Annotated in this window: 18 protein-coding genes; 6 read left to right on the top strand and 12 right to left on the bottom strand. The window is 65.2% G+C overall.

Going from position 1 to position 17872, the window contains the following annotated elements; translation table 11 throughout:
* Positions 1-32: 32 nt before the first annotated feature.
* The 4 genes from VHK65_07670 to VHK65_07655 are packed head-to-tail and all read right to left on the bottom strand — an operon-like array spanning position 33 to position 4932.
* Complete coding sequence (locus VHK65_07670; GenBank protein ID HVS06031.1) at positions 33-1289, bottom strand: MFS transporter; 1257 nt, start codon at positions 1287-1289, stop codon at positions 33-35.
* A 37-nt stretch (positions 1290-1326) separates the two neighbouring features.
* Positions 1327-2319, bottom strand: coding sequence for a c-type cytochrome biogenesis protein CcsB (gene ccsB / locus VHK65_07665; GenBank protein ID HVS06030.1), 993 nt, complete (start codon positions 2317-2319; stop codon positions 1327-1329).
* 1 nt (position 2320) lies between these two features.
* Positions 2321-4540 (bottom strand): FAD-dependent oxidoreductase, encoded by a 2220-nt coding sequence (locus VHK65_07660; protein ID HVS06029.1) that lies wholly within the window; start codon positions 4538-4540, stop codon positions 2321-2323.
* Positions 4540-4932 carry a CBS domain-containing protein gene (locus VHK65_07655; protein ID HVS06028.1) on the bottom strand — a complete coding sequence of 131 codons (393 nt, stop codon included), beginning with the start codon at positions 4930-4932 and terminating at the stop codon, positions 4540-4542. Before VHK65_07655 ends, VHK65_07660 begins: the two co-directional genes overlap by 1 nt.
* A gap of 113 nt (positions 4933-5045) precedes the next feature.
* Between VHK65_07655 and VHK65_07650 the strand changes: the two genes are divergently transcribed.
* Positions 5046-5321: a hypothetical protein gene (locus VHK65_07650; GenBank protein HVS06027.1), complete on the top strand. Its 276-nt coding sequence runs from the start codon at positions 5046-5048 to the stop codon at positions 5319-5321.
* Here the strand turns inward: VHK65_07650 and VHK65_07645 are convergent.
* On the bottom strand, positions 5318-6502 hold the full coding sequence (locus VHK65_07645; protein HVS06026.1) for a M20 family metallopeptidase: 1185 nt from the start codon (positions 6500-6502) through the stop codon (positions 5318-5320). The two genes, VHK65_07650 and VHK65_07645, sit on opposite strands and share 4 nt — an antisense overlap.
* Positions 6503-6529: 27 nt before the next feature.
* Between VHK65_07645 and ligD the strand changes: the two genes are divergently transcribed.
* From ligD to VHK65_07620, 5 genes are all read left to right on the top strand, one after another.
* Entirely contained in the window at positions 6530-9232 is a 2703-nt protein-coding gene (gene ligD, locus VHK65_07640) for a non-homologous end-joining DNA ligase (protein ID HVS06025.1), read from the top strand.
* A 3-nt stretch (positions 9233-9235) separates the two neighbouring features.
* The gene (locus VHK65_07635) at positions 9236-9556 is read left to right on the top strand and encodes a nucleotide pyrophosphohydrolase (GenBank protein HVS06024.1); all 321 of its coding nucleotides are present in this window, start codon (positions 9236-9238) and stop codon (positions 9554-9556) included.
* A gap of 408 nt (positions 9557-9964) precedes the next feature.
* Entirely contained in the window at positions 9965-10270 is a 306-nt protein-coding gene (locus VHK65_07630) for a hypothetical protein (GenBank protein HVS06023.1), read from the top strand.
* A 73-nt stretch (positions 10271-10343) separates the two neighbouring features.
* Positions 10344-10880, top strand: a complete 537-nt coding sequence (locus VHK65_07625) for a GNAT family N-acetyltransferase (protein ID HVS06022.1) — start codon at positions 10344-10346, stop codon at positions 10878-10880.
* Between the two features lie 24 nt (positions 10881-10904).
* Positions 10905-11300 carry a hypothetical protein gene (locus VHK65_07620; GenBank protein ID HVS06021.1) on the top strand — a complete coding sequence of 132 codons (396 nt, stop codon included), beginning with the start codon at positions 10905-10907 and terminating at the stop codon, positions 11298-11300.
* Positions 11301-11313: 13 nt separating this feature from the next.
* Here the strand turns inward: VHK65_07620 and VHK65_07615 are convergent, their stop codons facing one another.
* The 7 genes from VHK65_07615 to VHK65_07585 form a co-directional block, all read right to left on the bottom strand.
* Positions 11314-12528 carry an AAA family ATPase gene (locus VHK65_07615; GenBank protein HVS06020.1) on the bottom strand — a complete coding sequence of 405 codons (1215 nt, stop codon included), beginning with the start codon at positions 12526-12528 and terminating at the stop codon, positions 11314-11316.
* A 157-nt stretch (positions 12529-12685) separates the two neighbouring features.
* Entirely contained in the window at positions 12686-13342 is a 657-nt protein-coding gene (locus VHK65_07610) for a hypothetical protein (GenBank protein ID HVS06019.1), read from the bottom strand.
* A gap of 51 nt (positions 13343-13393) precedes the next feature.
* Positions 13394-14152 (bottom strand): hypothetical protein, encoded by a 759-nt coding sequence (locus tag VHK65_07605; protein HVS06018.1) that lies wholly within the window; start codon positions 14150-14152, stop codon positions 13394-13396.
* Positions 14153-14164: 12 nt separating this feature from the next.
* On the bottom strand, positions 14165-15037 hold the full coding sequence (locus tag VHK65_07600) for a 4-hydroxy-3-methylbut-2-enyl diphosphate reductase (protein ID HVS06017.1): 873 nt from the start codon (positions 15035-15037) through the stop codon (positions 14165-14167).
* Between the two features lie 84 nt (positions 15038-15121).
* Positions 15122-15313, bottom strand: coding sequence for a hypothetical protein (locus tag VHK65_07595; protein HVS06016.1), 192 nt, complete (start codon positions 15311-15313; stop codon positions 15122-15124).
* 24 nt (positions 15314-15337) lie between these two features.
* Positions 15338-16498 (bottom strand): cystathionine gamma-synthase, encoded by a 1161-nt coding sequence (locus tag VHK65_07590; protein ID HVS06015.1) that lies wholly within the window; start codon positions 16496-16498, stop codon positions 15338-15340.
* A complete protein-coding gene (locus tag VHK65_07585) occupies positions 16495-17871 on the bottom strand; it encodes a cystathionine beta-synthase (protein ID HVS06014.1) in 1377 nt (458 codons plus the stop codon). The genes VHK65_07590 and VHK65_07585 overlap by 4 nt, the downstream gene beginning before the upstream one ends.
* Position 17872: the final 1 nt, after the last annotated feature.

Below are 17872 nucleotides of genomic sequence, written 5' to 3'. Positions count from 1 at the left end.
GGCATTTTCCCTCCCCCGCTTGCGGGGGAGGGTTACGGTGGGGGATTGGCCATCGGTTCGCGGACCCGCAGGATCACCCACAGCCCGAGCAGCGTCAGCACCCCGGCCGTGGCGATGAAGATCGAGGGATAGCCGAAGCTGGCCGCCAGCGTCGCTCCGAGCAGCGGCCCGATCGCGTTGCCGACCGCGGTCGCGCTGCTGGTCAGCCCATAGGCCGAGCCGCGAAGCGCGGGCGGTGTCGAGAGACCCACGATGGCATTGGTCGCCGGGATCAGCACACCGAAAAAGATGCCGAGCCCGGCGCGCAACAACAGAAACTGGCCGATGTTCTTCACGAAAGCCTGCGGCAGAAAGAAGAGGGCGGCACCGAAGCAGGCAAGAATCAGGATCCGCCGGTAGCCGGAGCGATCGACGAGGCGGCTGTAGAAGAGCGCGGCAAGCGCGCTGCAGACCGCCGTCGCTCCGAACGCCAGGCCGGCGTAGAGCTTGACCGGGTCCGTAGCCGACGAGAGACGCTCGACGAACAACGGCAGGATGGGGAAGACGATGGCCGAGCTCAGCTGGACCAGGAGCAGCGTCACCATCAGGGGCATCAGGATCGGCGAGCGCAGCCCGATGCCCACCGTCTTGAAGAAGCCCGGCCGCTTCATCATCGACGGCGGCGTGAAATGCTCGTGGACGAACTGCCAGACGAAGATCCCGGCGATCGCCAGCATCGCCCCGGCGACGAAGAACGTCCCGCGGATGCCAACGGCCTGGGCGATCAGACCGCCGAGCACCGGGCCGGCCGAGATGCCCACGTAGACGCTGGTCTGGAGCAGCCCCATGCTCCAGGCGAGCCGCTCGCGCGGCACGATGCCCGCCACCAACGCGGTCGCTGCGGCGATCGTGCCGGTGAACACGCCCTGGAGGATGCGCAGGACGAGGAACTGCTCCACGTTTTGCACCAGCCCCATCAGGGCGATGATCAGCCCGCCGATCAGCATCGAGCGCAGCACCATGAGCTTGCGGCCGTGCCGGTCCGCAAGGGCGCCCCAGATCGGGCTGAAGATGGCGAGCGAAATGCCGGTGCTGGCGACCAGCGCGCCCGACCAGAAGACCACCGCGCTGTCCGGCCTGACCCCAATTTCCTTGAGGTAGAGCGGGAGAAACGGCAGCACGAATCCGAAGGCGAGCATGGCGGTCGCCTGCGCGACACAGGTGACGTAGAGGCTGGTTCGCCAGCTGGGACTCAGCAGGCCGGACACATGACTCGGCGGAGCCGGGATCAACCGAGGCCGAAATTTCACGTCAGCCTCGTCGCGTCAGGGTTAGTGAGACCGCGGGTTAGCCGGCGCCCTTCGCGTAGCTATGAAGTCCGACGATCCACAGGTTGACGGCGTAGAGCGTGATCATGATCGAGATGAAGCCCGCCGTCGCGATCAGCGCCGTGCGCCGCCCGCGCCAGACGCGAAGACTATGCGAGTGCAGGTAGATCGCGTAGATGATCCAGGTGATGGCCGCCCAGGTCTCCTTCGGGTCCCAACCCCACCAGCGGCCCCACGCGTGCTCGCCCCAGATGGCACCGGCCATCGTGCCGAATGTCCAGATGGGAAAGCCGAGCAAGATGGCGCGGAAGGTCAACCGGTCGAGCGTTTCCAGCGAGGGCAGACGGGCGGCGATCGCTGAGCCGTTCAACCACGACTTCACGCTGGCGCTGCGGTCCTTGACCAGGTAGAGCGCGGCGAAGACGAAGCTTAAGACCAGGATGCCGGAGGAGGCCATCATGCTGGAGACATGGATCTTGAGCCAGTAGCTCTGCAAGGCCGGCACCAGCGGCTCGGGTGACTGGTAGAGGCCGTAGCCGATCCCCATCAGGGCGACGACCACGAAGAGGGCGACACCGCCACCCAGCGACGCCACCGGCCAGCGGATCGTCATCAGCAAGAAGACCGTGACCGCGACCAGCGACAGCATTGAGCTGTACTCGTACATGTTGGCGAGCGGGTAGTGGCCATCCGCAAAGCCGCGCGTGACGATCGCGCCAAGGTGGAGCACCGCGCCCGGGCCGACCAGCGCGATCCCGACCCAGCGCAGCGCCTCGGTGCGGTACGCGAAGAAGGCGAAATAGAAGAACATGCCGCCGACGTAGAGGCCCATCGCGGCGAAATACAGGTGCAGCGACAGATCGGCCACGTTGCCCCGAGCGAGATCGCCGCGCACGAGGGTGAAGGCGAGCAGGTAAAAAGCGAGCGGGACGAACCGCCAGAGGACGGGCCCGCGCCGTCGGGCGGCGGTTGTCGCCGCGGTCACCGGTTCGTTGACTGTGATCCGGGCCATCTCAGACCCCGGCCTTCGCCGCGACCTTACCGCCGGACGCGACCAGGGTCAGCGGAATCATCTGCATCGCGTCGTCGCGGAAGCGCACCCGCTGGAAAGTGATGCAGTTGACAGGGCAATGGTCTTCGCAGATCCGGCAGTTCGTGCAGCGGTCGTAGTTGACGAGGATCTTGCCGGATTTGCCACCGAACTCCTCGCCGAGCACCGTGTTGCAGATCTCGACGAAGCCACCGCTCGAGGTGTCGCGGTTTTCGCCGGCGACGACGACGTCCAGCGCCTTCTCGGGGCAGACGTCGTCGCAGGCCCCGCAGAGGATGCACGTCGACTCGTCGACATGGTGGACGGTGTCGCACTGGAAGCAGCGCAGTGCGGCCGTGATCGCCTGCTCATCGTTCCAGGGCAGTTCCACCGGCGTCATGTCCATGCGCTTCTCGGCCGGGAGGATCGGCGGCTCCTCGCGCAGGTAATAATCCGCCTCTCGGTGGTCGTCGGTCGATTCGATGACGGTCAGCGGCTTGGCATCGCGCGGAACTGAAGCCCCGATGAACTCGTTGATCGAGCGCGCGGCCCGGTGTCCCCAGGCGACGGCGTCGACGATGAACGAGGGTCCCTGGACACAGTCCCCGCCGGCGAACAGCTTCGCCACCTTGGTGTGCGCGCCGGTGTCGGCCTCCAACAATTTGCGTGGCGTCAATGGCACGCCCTGGTCCTGGGGGAAGTCCATGATCTGGCCGGACGCGAAGATCGCATACCGGCAGGGGATCACATGCTCGGTCCCCGGCAGTTTCTGCACGGTGTTGATCAGCAGCTTGCCACTCTCCGGATCGAACTCCAGCTTGTTCTCGTCGACCCGGATGAACTCGACGCCGTTGACGTGGCCGCTCGAATCCGCCTTGATCGCGTTCACGATGACACCGGTGTGCAGCGTCAACCCGATCTCGCGGGCTTCTACCAGCTCGTTGCCGAAGGCGGGCAGCCGGTCGGCGGGTTCGATCGACACCATCCACACCTTGCGGGCCCCACTCTTGATCGAGGTCTGGGCGGCATCGGTGGCCACCGCGCCACCGCCGATGACGACCACGTCGCCGCCACGCGGGAAATTGTCCGGGACAATGTCGTACGACCGTACCCGCAGGAATTCCATGGCCGAGATCACCTCGGGCAAATCGGAGCCGGGCACCGGGAGGATACGTCCGGTCATCATGCCGACCGAGATGAAGACGGCGTCGTAGTCGTTGAGCAGCTGCTCGACCTTGATGTCTTTGCCCACGTTCGCGCTGAGGTGGACGTTGACGCCCATGTCAACGATCATCTGGATCTCCCAGAGCAGCTGGTCGTGATCGAAACGGAAGTGCGGGATGCTGGCCGAGAGCAAGCCTCCGAGCTTGGCTTCTCGCTCGTAGAGATCGACCCCGTATCCCATGAGGCGGAGGTCCTGCACCGCGGTCATCCCCGCCGGCCCGGAACCGACGACGGCGACCCGCTTGCCATTCTCCGGCGCGCGCTGCCAATCGATACGTACCCGGCGAGCCCAGGCGTAGTCCGTGGCAAAGCGCTTGAGCGATTTGATCGAGACCGCGTTCTCCGGTCCCTGCACCCAGCCACGCTTGCAGTCGGTCTCGCAGGGATGGTTGCAGAGGCGGCCGAGCATCGATGGAAACGGGTTGGTCTCATGGATCACGAGCCAGGAGTCGAGATAGCGGCCCTGCGAGACGTAGTCGACGTAAGCGGCGATGTCCTGGTGAATCGGACAGGCGCGCTGGCAGGGCGAGACGGGGACGTTGAGGCCGAGGTCCCGGCGGCCGACGAACACCTTGTTTGAGGCCGTGTCGGTCGTCGTCTTGCCGATCTCCTCGAGGACCTCGTGGGCGCTGACCACGCCCACCGTCTTCGACGTCTTCTTGAAGAGTGGACCCTCATCTTCCGTCATGAGCACGACCGGCGTGTCCTCTCGGTACATGATGTCAGCGCCGGACTCCAGCGAGTCGGCGACATTGCGTCCTGGCAGCGGCCGGCGCATGTACTGCTCAACTGGCCCAGCGCCGTCGGTGAACGCCGCGAGGGCCTCGCGATGCCCGAACAGGCCGACGAAGACGCCGTTCTTCACCACCAGCAGCGCGTCGGCATACGAGGCAGCCAGCTGCTTGACCGCGTCGGCGGCACTTACCTCGGCCGAGCAGGTCGGTCCCAGTGGCTGGAGGACTCTGCTAAGCGTCGGCATCAGGCGGCCGCCATGGCGAGGGCGACGTCGCGCGCCGTCAGGGCGCCGACCGGCATGCCGGCAGGAGTGGTCACCAGAATCACCTGCCGCCCGCTTTCACGCAGCAGACGCACCGCTTCCGCGAGCGGTGCTTCGGGACGCACCTCCGGCAGAGGGGTGCGCACGATGTCGGCCGCGCGGGCGCCCAGCTGGGCCCTGACATAACGCTGCAGGATGTCCAAATAGGACACGTAGCCCAGGCTTCGCTGGTCGACGATCACGGGCAGCTCGTAGACCCGGTTCTGCGCCATCATCCTGGCCGCCTGGGCGAGGCTGGTGCTGGGGAAGCAGAACGCGAACTGGCCGGACATTGCCTGCTCGACCGTGCGCGCGTCCCGGAGCGCCGTGGGCATCGCTCGAAATTATAGGTGGGCACTCCATCTCAGCCGCCCGTCATCCTCCCGGCAGTCGACTGTAACGACGGCGTGACGGGTCCGGAGGCAGTCGCTCGTTATACCAGACGGAGTTGGCCAAGAACATCGCGCCGTCCTCGACGTCTGATCTGGACCTGCCCCGCAATCTGGGCGGGTTCCGCGCCCGCATCCATGTCCCATACCGCAGCGGCATCTACCGCGTGATCCGCATGTTCGGCATGGTCACCCTGCTCGCCTCGTCCCTCGGGCTGCTGGCCGCGGTGGCCGGCCTTCCCATCAACTGGTTGAGCATGCTGCTCGCCCTGCTCGCCAGCCTGATCCTGATCGGCTTCAGCGTGCGGCCGAGTCTCCGCAAGCCTAAGTTTTAGTCCGGCTGCAATAGCCGCAGCACCGCCGCGGACATGACCTGAAAGCCGACGGACAAGCACCGCTCATCGATCCGGAACTCCGGCGTGTGATGGACAACCGGCGGTCCCTCGGGTGCCCCGCCCAGCATGAAGAAGCAACCGGGGCGCTCTTCGAGGAAGTAGGCAAAGTCCTCCCCCACCATCAGCGGCTCTAACGTCACCACCGCCTCCTTGCCCAGGACGCTGGTCGCGGCCTCACGAACCAGGGTCGCGATCGCTGGATCGTTGACAACCGGTGGCGTTCCCGAGTTGTGCTCGAATTCACTGCTGCCTCGCATGGCGCTGGAAATCCCCTCGGCCACCTGCGCGATGCGCGACAGGAGGCGCGCCCGAAGCTCCGCATCGAAGGTGCGCAATGTACCCTGCATCACGACCTCACCCGCTACGATGTTAGCGGCGGTTCCGCCGTGGATACTGCCGAGGGTGATCACGGCGGGGGCCAGCGGAGGCGTCTCTCGGCTCACGAGCGTCTGCAATGCCACTACCACCTCCGCGGCGATGACGACCGCATCGATCGTCAGATGGGGCTGGGCCCCGTGACCGCCTCGTCCGCGAATGGTCAGCGTGAACATATCCGCGCTCGCCATCACGATGCCGCGAGGCACCGCGACCTGACCGGTCGGCAGCCCTGACCACACGTGCAGACCGACCACGCGGTCGATGCCGTTAAGGACCCCCGCGTCAATCATCGGCTTGGCGCCGCCTGCCTGCTCCTCGGCCGGCTGGAACGCGAAACGAACCATCCCTGGTAGCTCATGCCGCCGATCCGCGAGCCAGCGGGCGAGCTCCAACGCGATCGACATGTGGACGTCGTGGCCGCAGGCATGCATCACCCCAACGTGCCTCGAGCGGAAGGGCACATCCACCGTTTCCGTCAGCGGCAGGCCATCCATGTCGGCCCGGACCAACACCGAGCGCCCCGGCCGCTCCCCATGGATCTCGGCTACGACGCCCGTGCCGCCGACCCCCCGCGTCAGCTTGTCGACCCCGAGCGCCTCCAGCCGCTCAGCGATGTAGTGCGCCGTCTCATCCTCCTTGAAGCTCAGCTCGGGAGAGGCGTGCAGGTCGCGTCGATGGGTGATGAGGTGCTGCGTGGTGGCGGCGTCAACTTCACGCACAGCGGGCGGCGGCTTCGAGGCCATCGAAAGCATTCTGTCAAACTGAATTCGATGCCGCGTTCGCTCGCCGAGTACCAGCGAAAACGCGATTTCAGCAAGACGCCCGAGCCCAAGGGCACCCCGGAGCCCAGCGGGCAGAACCGCTTCGTCGTCCAGAAGCACTGGGCGACGCGACTTCATTACGACTTCCGGCTGGAGATGGATGGGGTGCTGGTCAGTTGGGCCATTCCCAAAGGCCCGACCCTGAACCCGGTCGAGAAGCGCCTGGCGGCCCACGTGGAAGACCACCCGGTCAGCTACTACGACTTCGAGGGCACCATTCCCAAGGGTGAGTACGGCGGGGGCACCGTGATGATCTGGGACTGGGGCACCTTCGAGCTGGAAGAGTCCACCCCGGCTGAATCGCTGCGGCGGGGCGAAGTGAAGTTCCGCCTCAGCGGCGTGCGCCTTTGCGGCCGCTACGCGCTGGTCCGGACCCGATCGGAAAAGGACTGGCTCCTGATCAAGAAGAAGGACGAATGCGCCGATCCGGGCTTCGACATCGAGAAATTCGACACGTCGGTGAAGACAGGGCGGACAAAGGAAGAAGTCGAGCAAGGGAAGGACGCGGTCTGGTCGAGCCGCCGCGCCGAAGGCGAAGGCGGCCTGATCAACCTCGCGAACGCGGAAAAGGGCCCGATGCCGAAAAGCCTGGACCCGATGAAGGCGGAGCTCTTCGAGAAGGCTTTCGATGACGAGCACTGGCTGTTCGAAGTCAAGTGGGACGGGATCCGCCTGATCAGCTTCATCGACGGGGGCAAGGTCCGCTTACAAACCCGTGCCGGCCGATGGGTCGACGATGAGTATCCGCAGCTGCAGGCCGTCGCCGGACTCGTCAGCGCCCGCCAGGCGATTCTCGACGGCGAGATCGTCGCCCTGGACGACGAAGGCCGGCCGTCCTTCCAGCTGCTGCAGAACCGCGGGACTGAAGAGCACCCGATGCAGTACGTTGTCTTCGACATCGTCTACCTGGACGGCCAGCGGCTCTTCAAGGTGCCGCTCGAGGACCGCAAGCGGCTGCTGCGGAACGTGATGCGTGATACGTCGCTCCTCAAGTTTTCCGAGCATGTGATCGGTGAGGGCACGGCCTTCTTCAAGGCCGCCAAGGAGAATCACCTGGAGGGCATCGTAGCCAAGCGGCGTGACAGCCCCTACCAGCCGGGCGCACGCAGCGGTGCCTGGCGGAAGATCAAGGCCATCCTTCAGCAAGAAGTCGTCATCGGCGGCTTCACCGCACCGCGGAACAGCCGCAAGCATTTCGGTGCTCTCCTGGTCGGCGTCTACGAGGACGGCAGGTTCGTCTACACCGGCCACGTCGGGGGCGGCTTCGACGAACGGACCCTCGCTGAGCTCAACAAGCTGATGAAGCCGCTGATCGTCAAGACACCGCCGTTCGGCGGACCGCCGCCTCATGCCAACGAGAAACCGACGTGGGTGAAACCGCAGTTGGTCGTGGAGGTCAAATTCACCGAGTGGACGCGCGACGGCGTCATGCGGCAGCCCGTCTTCCTTGGACCGCGCGACGACGTCGATCCGCGCGAGGTCCGCCGCGAACTGCCCGGCGACACGGCCCCTGAAACATCGCGGGCCAAAGCCATCGCCGGTGCTGCGGCCCGACCCGCGGCGAAAGGCGCAACGCAGCGCGCCCGCGTCGCGAAGAAGACATCAACACCGGCGGCGCGCCCCAGCGTGGCCTCACCCCGGAAGGCCACCGTGACCGACATCCCCGACACGCCGCTGAGCCGGGCGGCCGCCCAGATTGCCAGGCAGCTCGGCACCAAGATTCGCGGGGCGACCGCCTCCGAGTTGAAAGCGCTCGACGCCATTGCGAAAGAGGGAAATTGGGAAATCGGCGGCCGGGTCGTCCATCTCACCAACCTCGACAAAGTGCTCTTCCCGGAGGACAAGTACACCAAGCGCGACCTGATCCGCTACTACGTCCAGGTGGCGCCCGTCATGATCCCTCACTACCAAGACCGCCCCCTCTCGATGAACCCGCACCCCGACGGCATCCACGGCAAGAGCTATTGGGTCAAGGACAAGCCGGCCTACGCCCCCGACTGGATTCCCACCTTCCGCTACCAGGACCAGAAGAGCCTCAAAGACTGGATCCTCATCGAGGAAGTCGCAACGCTGGCCTGGCTCGCAAACCACGCGGTGATCGACATGCATCCCTGGTACTCGCGGTTCGACAAACCGGAATACCCCGATTGGTCCGTGGTGGACCTGGACCCCGCCGAGGGCGCGACGTTCAAAGACATCATCGCTGTGGCGAAAGTGCTCAAAAGCGCGCTCGATCACCTCCAGCTCAAAGCGGTGCTCAAGACCACCGGCCAGACCGGACTGCACATCTATATCCCGATCGAGCGCCGCTACACGCTGGAAGAAAGCCGTAACTTCGTCGCCAAGCTGGCGCACATGATTGCGGAGCTGATGCCGGACAAGGTGACCGAGATCTGGGAGGTCAAGCGTCGCACCGGCAAGATCAGGATCGACTACACGCAGAACGTCATCAACAAGACGCTGGCCGGTCCGTACTCGGTGCGGCCGGCGATCCACGCGCCGGTGTCGACTGCGATCGCGTGGAAAGAGCTCGATGATCCTCGCCTGCGCCCCGACAAGTGGACGATCAAAACCATCGGCGATCGGCTGCTCGAGGTGGGCGATCTTTTTCACGACGCGCTGACCCTGCGGCAACGTCTGCCGGCGATCTGACCGGTGGCCGACGACCACGAGCTTCCGTCCGACCTTCCCGAAGTCCAGGCTTTCGTCGACGCCTGGATCAAACAACGCGGACACTACTGGTCGCCGCTGTCGCAGTACGCGCGGCTGGCGGAGGAGGTCGGCGAACTCGGACGCGAGCTGAACTTCCGATTCGGCGACAAGCCACGTGGAGCAAAGGATGCCGACGGCTCCATCGCCGATGAGCTTGGTGATGTGCTGTTCATCGTCATCCTGCTTGCAAATTACCTGGGGATCGACCTCGCGTCGGCGCTGTCGGCGACGCTCGAAAAGTACAACAGCCGAGCTCAGCCGTAACATCCTGCACCACTTTTCCACAGGACTTATGCACGCTCTGTTAGCAGTTGGTGGAAAAAGGCACGCAACAAATGTTCCGTCTGGACGGTTCAAACCGCGGGTCGTATTTTTATGTCCCCGATCAAGTTAGCGGGCTACGTCGAGAAGAGTGTCGTCAGGGTGGGAAAGAAACCGGGAAGGCTTGGTGGATAACTGCAACCGTGTGCGCGTTGGCCGTCCTTGACACCGGCGCAGGGCGGCGGTATGATGCGGCAAACCTATATCTTGTGCTGGATCGGATCGTCAAGCCCCATATTTAGGGGGAGGTAGGCGAACCAAGGCTCACGCGTGAAAGGGGAACTACCGGCGGCGGCAGACGCCGGACGGCGCGCAGTGTGCCGGCGCTCGTTTGTGAGCTAGGGGGAGACCATGCTCAGGAACACGCTCAGGATGATCAACCAGCAGGACCAATGGTTCAACCAGCTACGCCGCGAAGAGTCGGCACGCCGGACGCTTCGGTACTCGCTCTACCAGGCACTGGAACAGGTGGAACGCTTGCTCGAGAGCGACATGATGGAAGTCCCGATCGAAATGCAGGCCCGCTTGCGCCAGATCGTCGAAGCCGTCGATCCCCAGCTCGCCTACCGCATGGACCAATCCGGCCCCAGCGCCCTTGACATCCAGGACATCATCTTCGAGGCGCAGGACCGCCTCATCAAGCAGGTCCGCACCTAACGGTTTAACCTCGAACGCCTCGCCTCCTGCAGTGGCGCCCGGGAGTAATCCCGGGTGTCATTGCGTCTAGGCCATGAAACCGAGGACGCCGTTGGTCACCCGCCGGCTGCGCCTGGAACCCGTAGAGGGCCGCCACGCCGAGGGTCTCTATCAGGCCGCCCGCGCATCGAGGGCGGAGCTGTTGCCCTGGATGCCGTGGGCCACCGACATCACGCTGGAAGGCAACCAGCACTACGCGACCGATGCTGGGCGCTGGTGGGAGGACGGTGAGGAGTTCCATTTCGCCGTCATGGAAGAAAACCTCGTCCTCGGCGTGATGGGCTTGAATCGCAACCCCGACGGGAGCGCCGAGCTGCATTACTGGATCCGGTCGGATCGCTCCGGCCGCGGCTACACCACCGAGGCGGGCGAGCGGATCCTCCGCTGGGGCGCTGACGAGCTCGGCCTTGAATCCTTCACACTCTGGGCCGGTGTCGAGAACCGCGCCAGCCGCCGAGTCGCGGAGAAGCTCGGCTTTCGCGACACTGGGCCGCTGCCCGACCTGATGAATGGTGGTCTCGGCTCTTTTCGCGCGCAGGGTTATGAACGATCCGCGACAGCCACGACCTGACCTGGATTGATGTAAAACCAGTGCATGAGTGACGGGATCGAAGTCTGGGACCTCTGGTTGCCGGGACCGGGTGCGACGGGGCTGTCCTTTGCTCGCAGCCGCATCAGTGAGAAAGATGCCGGCGACCGCGTTCTGGTTCACGCGGCCCCAACAAAGTTACAGGTGACGGTTCGGGACGCGAGCGGCAACGTGCTGGCGAGCGGCAACGGACTGGAGCGCCACCAGCCCGGACCGATGAGTTTTCTCGTTCGGCACGGTGCCACCATCACGCTCGAAGACGGCTGGCCGACCGAGCAGGACATCGGCCGGGTCGTCCTCCTCCCGGGCGGCGAGGCCGGGATCCTCAAGAGCTGGTGGAACGCGGACGACCGCAAGGAGTGGCGCTGGCAGCTCGAGTTCTATAACCAGATTCGCAGCTAACCAGTCTGATCGGCTACGCCTGGACGAAATAGGAGCGACAGGCGAGGTCGATAAGGTCTGGTTCCAGCCGCGACGGGCGCCCCAGAAAGTACGCCACCTCGTCGAGCTGGTTGAGGATGTCGCGCGGCTGACATCCCCGCATCGGCCGCTTGAAGGGCTTGTAATACCGGTCGAGCACGTACTGGTAGCCGACCTCGTTGAAGACGATCTCGAACTCCTTGCATGCCCGCTCGAAGATCTGCCGGAATTCGACCGCGGTCGGGTCGGGGACGTGGATCTTATAGCGCACCCGCCGGAGAAACGCCTCGTCGACGAGTGATCCCGGTTCGAGGTTGGTACTGAACACCACCATGGCTTCGAACGGGGCGCCGACCGCCATGCCGGCGCCGGCGAGCGTCAGGTAGTCGATGCGTCGCTCGAGGGCGACGATCAGCCGGTTCAGCAAGGCGCGGGGCGATGAGTCCTGGCGCCCGAAGTCATCGAGCAGGAAGATGCCCCCATTGGCTTTGAGATGGATCGGCGCTTCGTAGTACCGCATCAGCGGGTCGAATGAGGGGGACAGCTGCGCCGTCGTCAGCTCGCCGCCGGCTTTGACGAAGGGCCGCTTGACCAGCACCCAGCGCGGGTCGAAGTTCACCGGCATCTGCCGCACGATGCGCTGGTGGTGGAGCGGGTCGTAAAGGCGCATCACCTGGCCCTCGATGTCGATCGCATAGGGGATGAAGATCGGCTCACCCAGGAGCTCGGCGCAGGCTTCGGCGATGGTGGTCTTCCCGTTGCCCGGCGCGCCGTAAAGAAATAGTGGCGCTCGGGCGTTGACCGGAGGACCGAGCTGAACCAGCAGGTCCGGGCTGAGCGTGAGGTGCTGCAGCGCCCGGGTCAACCAGGCCGCGGTCACGTCAGCCTGGCTGACCTGGGCGCGGACTGACACGTCGTACTGCGCGAAGGGCACCGGTGCCGGACCAACGTAGTGGTCGCGCGCCAGCACGTCTCGAGCGCGGAGCCGCCCCGGGTCGGTGATCAGGTACCCGAGCGTCTCCCCGAAGTCATGGCTCTGGGACGGTCCCGCCATCCGGCCGATGGTCTGTGCCCAGCCCTGCTCCACGAGGCTCTGGATCGCCGGCGTCACGGTTTGATAGGGCAGGCACAATGCCGCCGCCCAGTCCTTGGCCGACATGGGCGACTTGAAATAGATGTGTTTCAGGAGGAGGTCGGCCAGCCGCGCCACTGGGAGTCCAGAATCTTCGGTCCGTGCCGGGGCGATCGGGAAGAACTCCGGGGCGGTGGCTTGAGGCGGTGGCTGAATGGCCATTAGCAAGGAGGCCGCCGGCTGGGCGGCTCTCCAGAGCAACCTGTAGCCGCTCGACTTTCTTGCGAGATCGAACTCAGGCGTCGAGGGCCGGTCGGGGTCCGAAATAACGTTCCACGGTCAGGCCGTGGTGCTCCAGCTCGGCCCGCGCCAGGGGCTCGAACCGCCGCAGATACCAGTCCTCAGCCGGGTTGTGCGAGTAGGCGAGTAGCTGGTTGTAGGGAAGCGTGTAGATCGCCCGGCCGGCCAGGATCTCCATCATCTGGGAGGTCAGCTCCGGCTGGGCGAGGGCCCGCCGCAACGTCACGTGGATCCCGCGCATGTCGGCGATCAGCCGCAGCCGGCGCGGCAGGAAGATGGCCAGGGCAAACACCAGGGGGACCGTCGTGACGATGATCGCCAGGATGAGCGCCAGAAGGTGGATGCCGTGAGAGCCCGCCATGCCGGCCGAGATCAAGGAATCGCCGGAATGGGTCTTGAGCGCCTCCGCCGTGCGGTGCAGGAAATCGGAGAGGTAGGGCACGTTATTCGGGATCCCTTGCTCGAAGGACAGGATCCAGCTATCGAACGTTTTGCCGGCATTGATTACGCCCTGGGCGAGGGCGTCCAGCTGCAGGACCAGATTGTTCACCCACAGGCCCGCCCGAACACACAGGTAAATCCACGCGACCATCACGAGGTCGGCGAGCATCCAAGCGAAGCGACGGCCGTAGACATCGGGGTACAGGCGCATGAGACTCACCCCTTGAGGTACTGGAAGAAGAACGTCAAAGACGCTGACAGACTAGCGCGGTTTTCGGGGCAAATGCCGCTCCTCCATCACCGTGCGCGCTCGGTGATGCAGACTCCACGCCCAGCAGAGCGCCGCTAAACCGAAGCTGGCGGCTGCAGCCGCGAGGAGGGGCACATCGAACCACACCCAGGCGATGGTGGTGGCGGCCAGGCCCCCAAAGAGGATGAAGCAGATAGCCTGGAACCATAGCCGCGCGGGCGGCGCAACCATATCGAAGAGATCCTCACTCCACTCTGTGCGGGTCACTGAGCGCATCCATGACCCCGAGTGCCGGTGCACACCAAGCGCGCCGAGAAACACGACCAAGCCGCCAAGCACGGCGAACACCGTGCTCAGGCTCGCGATGCCGAGCTGCCGGCCCGGTTCGTCGTCGGTGGGCAGGTCGCCGGCGCCGGGGACGTGGATGAGGGCGACCCGACCCTTCCAGAACCTGACCGAGACCGGCTCACCGGGTGTCAGATGGTAGAAGACGTCGCGGTGGGCGACCTGGGGACGCTGGCGACCGAACTCGTCGCTGAGCTCCACAACCCAGTTGCTGTTTCCACGCGGGCGAGGGTCGACATGTGTCGCGGTTACCACGGCACCCACCTCGGTCCAGCAGCCTGATCCGTTCGCGGTCGGCTGCTGGCAGGCTCCCGCCGGGCCGTACTCGATGGCGTCCGCAACCGACGCGGGCACCCACTTGAGCCCGGTCACGAGCCCGACCGTGAACACCACCGAGCCCAACACCAGTCCCGTGACCGGTTTCATTGCCGCGCGAGTCTACCGCGGCGCTTCGAGAGCTTCGAGGTACTCAATCACCTGGCGGGTGAGCTGGGTGGGCGTGGACGCGCCGGAGGTGACCCCGACGCGCGCCTTTCCCTGCAGCCACTCCGGCTTGATGTCCCTCGCAGTGTCCACCAGGTAGGCCGGCTTGTGCGCGAGCTCCTTGACCACCTGCACCAGGCGCTTGGAGTTCGAGCTCCGCTCGCTGCCGACGACGATCACGACGTCGCAGTCCTTCGCGGCCTCGACGGCCGCCTCCTGACGGTCCTGCGTTGCGCGGCAGATTTCGTTGTAGGCCTCCGTCTGCGGGTACTTCTCGCGGACTCGTTTGATCATCGCCGCCGTGTCCCAGATGCTCAACGTGGTCTGACAGGTGACCGCGATCTTCTCGTTCTTGAGGTCGAGCGCATCGACATCCTGCGGGTCCTGCACCAGGTGCACCCTGTCCGGCGCTTCACCGACGACGCCCTCCGGCTCCGGGTGACCACGGCGGCCGATGTAGACCACGTCGTAACCGCGTTCGACGAGGTCCTTGACGAGATCATGCGTGACGACGACATCGGAACAGGTCGCGTCCACCATGTTGAGACCGCGCTCCGCGGCCTTCGCCTTCACCGCGGGCGAGACGCCATGCGCGGTGAAAATCACGGTGCCGCCGTCGATCGTCTCCAGGCCCTCCAGGCGGTTGTCGCTGTCGACTAGCTCGATGCCGTTTTCCTGCAGCTCGTCGGTCACGTGCGTGTTGTGAACGAGGTAGCCGAGCATCCGGATCTTCTCGCCGGGACGGGCTTTGGCGGTCTGCTTGGCGGCACGGATCGCTTCCACGACGCCGTGGCAATATCCGCGCGGCGTGATCTTGAGGACGTCCACGCTTGGAGTCTACCCGTGGATCCGAGGCGCGAAGCTATCGAACGGTGACGAGAACGTTACGCCTCGGTCGGCGGCGGCGATTCCTTAACCAATGGTGATCGGACCGGTCGTGACGTTGAGGATCTTCAGAAACGCGAGGATGCTAATGGCGGCTAGCACCATGAGAAACCCGCCCACGACGTACGACGCGATCCGGTGACGGGTGAAGACCGCGAGGCCCAGCAGCAACAGGACGATGGCCACCAGGATGTTCGAGAAGTTAATGTCGGCTTTCAATGCTCACCTCCTTGTTGTTGAGCTTCAGGCTTCGGCCAATGCTCGGTCAAGGTCTGAGATCAGGTCGGCGACGTCCTCGATCCCGACCGAGACGCGAACCAGCCCATCCGCCACCCCGTGTGCTCGCCGTGTCTCCGCCGGGATGGAGGCATGCGTCATCGCCGCCGGCAGCTCGATCAGCGACTCCACGCCACCCAGGCTCTCGGCCAGTGTGAATAGCCGAGTCCGCTCGACAACGCGACGCGCCGGCTCGAGGCCACCCGTGACCTCGAAGGAGATCATGCCGCCGAAGCCGGACATCTGCCGCCGAGCCAGGTCCCGCTGCGGGTGGTCGGCCAACCCGGGATAGAAGACGCGCGCCACCTTGGGGTGATCGACCAAAAAGGCGGCGACCTGCCGGGCATTGTGCTCGTGCTCGCGCATGCGGATGGCGAGCGTCTTGACCCCGCGCAGCACCAGCCAGGCGTCCATCGGCCCCGGCACGCCGCCGACCGCGTTTTGGAGGAATGACAACCGCTCGAACAGGTCGTCCCGGTTCACCACCAGCGTGCCGCCGATCACATCGCTGTGCCCACCAAGGTACTTGGTGGCGCTGTGCACCACGATGTCGGCGCCCAGCGACAAGGGACGCTGAAAGTAAGGGCTCATGAAGGTGTTGTCGACGACCAGCAGCGCCTGGCGCGCGTGCGCCAGCTTGCTGACCGCCTCGATGTCGACCAGCTTGAGGAGCGGATTGGTCGGCGATTCCACCCAGACGATCCGGGTGCGATCGGTCAGGGATTTCTCGACAGCCGTGAGGTCGGAGCCGTCTGCGAAGGAAAACGTGAGACCCATCGGCTCCAGCACCCGGCGGAACAGCCGGTAACTGCCGCCGTAAAGGTCGTCGACCGCGACCGTGTGGTCGCCCGGCTTGAGCAGCTGCATGATCGCCGCCTCCGCCGCCATGCCGGAGGCGAAGGCGAGCCCGTGGGCGCCGCCTTCCAGCGCGGCGATGCAGGTCTCGAGCGCGGCACGTGTTGGGTTCCCGGTCCGTGAGTACTCGTAACCGCGATGCTTGCCGAGGCCGTCCTGGGCGAAGGTCGAGGTTTGGTAGATGGGAACCACCACGGCGCCGGTCGCCGGGTCAGGAGCCTGGCCGGCGTGGATCGCGCGGGTTGCGAACCCGGGCCTACCTTCGGCGCTCAACGGGACGCGCGGGTGTGGGCCATGAACTCCAATAGATCGACGCGGGTGATGATCCCGACCGGCCGCTCGGCATCCATGACCACCAGGGCGGTGGTGCCACCGAGCAGAGCATTGAAGGCCTCGTCGACGTGTGCCCCGGCGGCGATGGTCGGAAAAGGGCCGTCCATCGCAGCGCCGACGGTGGTCTCGATCAAACCGGGATCACGGTACACCCGGTCGAGCAGGGTGCGTTCCTGGATGCTGCCGACCAGCCGGGTGCCGGGACCGCCGCCATCTTCGGTCACCGGCATCTGCGAGATGCCGTATTCCTGGAGAAGGTCGATGGCGCGGCCCACCTTCTCCTTCGATGACACCGTGATCAGCTCGGGGATCTCGCGCTCTCGCGTGGCAACCACGTCGTGGACGAGCTGGCGCGGGAAGCGTTCGAAGAAGCCGTTCTGGCGCATCCACTCGTCGTTGTAGATCTTGCTCAGGTTGTTCCGACCGGTGTCGGGCAGGATGACGACCATCAGCGTCTTCTCGTCGAGCTCGCGCGCCACCTCCATCGCCGCTTTCATGGCGGTGCCCGAGGAGCCGCCCACCAGGATCCCCTCTTCTCGTGTGATGCGCCGGGCGGTCAGGAAGGAGTCGCGGTCGTTGACCTGGACGATGCGATCGATCAGCTTCAGGTCGATGGTGCCGGGAATGAAGTCTTCGCCGATCCCCTCGACCTTGTAGGGCTTGATGGTGGTGCCGGAGTAGAGCGATCCCTCCGGGTCGGCGCCCACCGTCATCACCGACGGCTTCTTTTCCTTGAGAAAGCGGGCCACGCCCGTCATGGTCCCGCCCGTCCCCAGGCCGCCCACCACCACGTCGACCTTGCCGTCCGTCTGCTCCCAGATTTCCGGACCAGTGGTTTCATAGTGAGACTGCGGGTTGGCCTGATTGAAATACTGGTTCGGCTGAAAGGCGCCCGGGATCTCGTGGCTCAACCGTTCGGCCACCGAGTAGTAGCTTTCAGGCGACTCGCGGGGAACGGCGGTCGGACAGACGACGACCTCCGCGCCGTAGGCGCGCAGCAGCGCGATCTTCTCCGGTGATTGCTTGTCGGCCATCACGAAGATCATTCGGTAGCCCTTGAGGGCCGCCGCGATGGCGAGAGCGTGGCCGGTATTGCCGGAGGTCGGCTCGACGATCGTGCCACCCGGCTTTAGCAGTCCGCGCCGCTCGGCATCATCGATCATGCGCAAACCAATCCGGTCCTTCACGCTGCCGCCGGGATTGAGCGTCTCCACCTTGGCCAGGATGGTCGGGCGGAGCCCGGCAGTGATGCGCTGGAGCCGCACCAGCGGTGTGTGCCCGACGGCCTCCAGGATGCTGCCCAGGACCTGCACT

The organism is Candidatus Dormiibacterota bacterium (genome assembly GCA_035544955.1).
GTDB lineage: Bacteria > Chloroflexota > Dormibacteria > CF-121 > CF-121 > CF-13.
The sequence above is the reverse complement of the archived record's forward strand: the minus strand, read 5'-3'. Positions and strand labels throughout refer to the sequence as shown.

Bases quoted from the DNA above. Each gene is read 5' to 3' on its own strand.
- VHK65_07660 (HVS06029.1), bottom strand. From the start codon at position 4,540: ATGCCGACGCTTAGCAGAGTCCTCCAGCCACTGGGACCGACCTGCTCG.
- VHK65_07620 (HVS06021.1), top strand. From the start codon at position 10,905: ATGAGTGACGGGATCGAAGTCTGGGACCTCTGGTTGCCGGGACCGGGT.
- VHK65_07605 (HVS06018.1), bottom strand. From the start codon at position 14,152: ATGAAACCGGTCACGGGACTGGTGTTGGGCTCGGTGGTGTTCACGGTC.
- VHK65_07630 (HVS06023.1), top strand. From the start codon at position 9,965: ATGCTCAGGAACACGCTCAGGATGATCAACCAGCAGGACCAATGGTTC.
- ccsB (HVS06030.1), bottom strand. From the start codon at position 2,319: ATGGCCCGGATCACAGTCAACGAACCGGTGACCGCGGCGACAACCGCC.
- VHK65_07610 (HVS06019.1), bottom strand. From the start codon at position 13,342: ATGCGCCTGTACCCCGATGTCTACGGCCGTCGCTTCGCTTGGATGCTC.
- VHK65_07625 (HVS06022.1), top strand. From the start codon at position 10,344: ATGAAACCGAGGACGCCGTTGGTCACCCGCCGGCTGCGCCTGGAACCC.
- ligD (HVS06025.1), top strand. From the start codon at position 6,530: ATGCCGCGTTCGCTCGCCGAGTACCAGCGAAAACGCGATTTCAGCAAG.
- VHK65_07645 (HVS06026.1), bottom strand. From the start codon at position 6,502: ATGGCCTCGAAGCCGCCGCCCGCTGTGCGTGAAGTTGACGCCGCCACC.
- VHK65_07655 (HVS06028.1), bottom strand. From the start codon at position 4,932: ATGCCCACGGCGCTCCGGGACGCGCGCACGGTCGAGCAGGCAATGTCC.